The following is a 2,225-nucleotide window of genomic DNA, read 5'->3' as shown; positions in this document are numbered from 1 at the left end:
GGCTCCGTGGGCAGGTTGCGAACGGGCTGCGGCAGCCTCCGCGCGTAGTCGATGAACGCATCGAGATCGACGGTGCCGGTGTTCTCCGCCGGCAGTCCACGCAGCATGGTATAGCCGCTGCCGCCCGCCGCCATGAAATCGGGCACCGCGAGGGTGTACCGCGCGGAGTCCTCGACGGGCCTTCCGTCTTCGAGGGTCAGGGCGGTGATCCGGGCCCCCGGCGGCGCCTGCGGGTTCACCCGCACTCGCACGCCCGAAACATGGGCGCGGGCCTCGCCGCCCGCGGCCGCGTGCTCGATCGCCCGGCGGAGGACGGCGCCGGTGACCGGCATACGCACCACGAAATTCTGGAACGGCATCACCTCGAAGAGGGCGCCCCAGTTCACCGCGCCTGCCGGGAGGTCGGCGCGGATCCCGCCGTTGTTCACGACGGCCACGTCGGCACGGGCCGCGGCGCGGAAGGCGTCGGCTATCAGGTTCCCCAGCGGGTACTGGTCCCCGCGACGCACCAGCGGCGACTGCAGCGCCATGATGGAGCGGTTCGCGATGCGCTCCGTCTGCCGGCGATGGGCGTCCACGACGCGCGCCACCGTGGTGTCGGGCTGCTCCTGGTCCGTCCACACCGTCTCGGAACGGAGCTGCGCGACGCGGCTCCCCGCCTGCACGACGAAGTCCACGATGCCGATCGCCGAGCCGCTCGACCTCGCCTCGATGATCGGGATGCCGTTCGCGATCGTCCCGACCAGGGCGTGAGTGTGGCCGGCGACGATGAGGTCCGGGCGGTGCTGGAGCGCGTTGGCGAGGTCGATGATCTCGCCCTCGCAGGCCGTGTCCCGGCCGCAGAACGCTCCGCTGTGGGCGACCACGATCACGAAGTCGGGAGATTCGGCGCGCGCCGCGGCGATCACGGAGTCCACACGCCGCACCCCGTCGTCGAAGCGGAGCGAAGCCACGTTCTGCGGACGCGTCGTGGTAGGCGTCGTAGCCGTAGTGTAGCCGACGACGGCGATGCGCAGCGGTCCCGCGCTCACCATCCGCCACGGCGCGGTCCAGCGCGGTACGGCGCCGGTCGCCGTTTCGCGGATGTTGGCGGAAAGCCATGCGAAGCGGGCCTGGGCCGCACGGGCCGCGAGCGTGTCCACCGACCAGTCGAACTCGTGGTTGCCGATGGCGGCCGCGGCGTACCCCATGGCGTTGAACGCGTCCACGGAGGAGCGGCCATACGTGAGGTTCGAGATGGGAGTGCCCTGCATGACGTCGCCGCCATCGAGCCGGATAGTGGGACACCCGCACTCGGCGGCCAGCCGGTTCATCATCCCGGCGATGGCTGCTGCGCCCCCCACCGCGCGGCCGTTGCTCCACGACTGGACCTTCGGGAGGAGCGCGCCGTGGAAGTCGTTGGTCATGAGCACCCGGAGGACGACCGAGTCGCGCGAAGGCCGGACGCCGGTGAGGCTCCAGTTGCGGGTGAAATAGTCTTCGGGCCGGATCGTGCCCTGCTGCCGCACCCAGCGGCGAGAAGGTCGCGAATGGACTCGTTGCGGTCGTACACCACCGGCGCGCGGGCGATCATCGGGAACCCGCCCCCGCCCTGCTGCCGGTAGTTGTTGAGCGCGAGCGTGAAACTGTCGGTGTCGGCCACGTCACGGCCGTTCACCTTGAGGATGCGCACCCGCTGTCCGACCGGCCGGGAGATGTCCAGCTCGTACTCGGCGCCGCTCACGATGTCGAAGTTGTAGCCCGGGACCGAGTCGTTCACGATCGGGCCGTCGGCTCCCAGGCCGCGGTAGTAGCGCGACGTCTGCTCCAGGTACGCGCGCAGGTCCCCGCCCGAGAGCTTCACCACGCGCAGCGTGTTGTCGTACGGGTAGATGCTCGATAGGTCGGCCATGCGCACCGCGCCGGAGGGGATGCCGCCGTCGGTGCTGAAGGCCGCGGTGGACGCCAGGTCGGCGCCGGTGTGCTGCCGCTCGACTTCATTGATGAAGTCGATGACCGGTGTGTCCTCGAGCCGGGCGGTGCGGGCCGACATGGCCGCGGCGCTCTGGCCGAGCGGCCGGGTGGCCCACGCGCGCGCGGAGTCGTGCGCCGGCTGGAGGGCGCGCACCAGCGCGCTCTCCGGGCGCACCGTGGCGAGCGGGATCAGCTCGCCGGACTTGCGCACGATCTGCCAGCGGCACGCCCGACGCGGCATGGACCACCGCACGAGGGCCACGCTCAGCGCC

General features: G+C 71.3%; 2 protein-coding genes. Both read right to left on the bottom strand.

The features are described from left to right. Positions 1 to 1,508: 5'-nucleotidase C-terminal domain-containing protein (locus Q8Q85_10985; GenBank protein MDP3774777.1), on the bottom strand; the 1,508-nt coding region annotated here is incomplete at its 3' end. Further along, a partial coding sequence (locus tag Q8Q85_10980; protein MDP3774776.1) for a 5'-nucleotidase C-terminal domain-containing protein occupies positions 1,403 to 2,225 on the bottom strand: 823 nt, incomplete at its 5' end. The genes Q8Q85_10985 and Q8Q85_10980, both read right to left, overlap by 106 nt.

Source organism: Gemmatimonadales bacterium, from assembly GCA_030697825.1.
GTDB lineage: Bacteria > Gemmatimonadota > Gemmatimonadetes > Gemmatimonadales > JACORV01 > JACORV01.
Note: the sequence above shows the minus strand (reverse complement) of the source record. Positions and strands in the feature narration are given on the sequence as shown.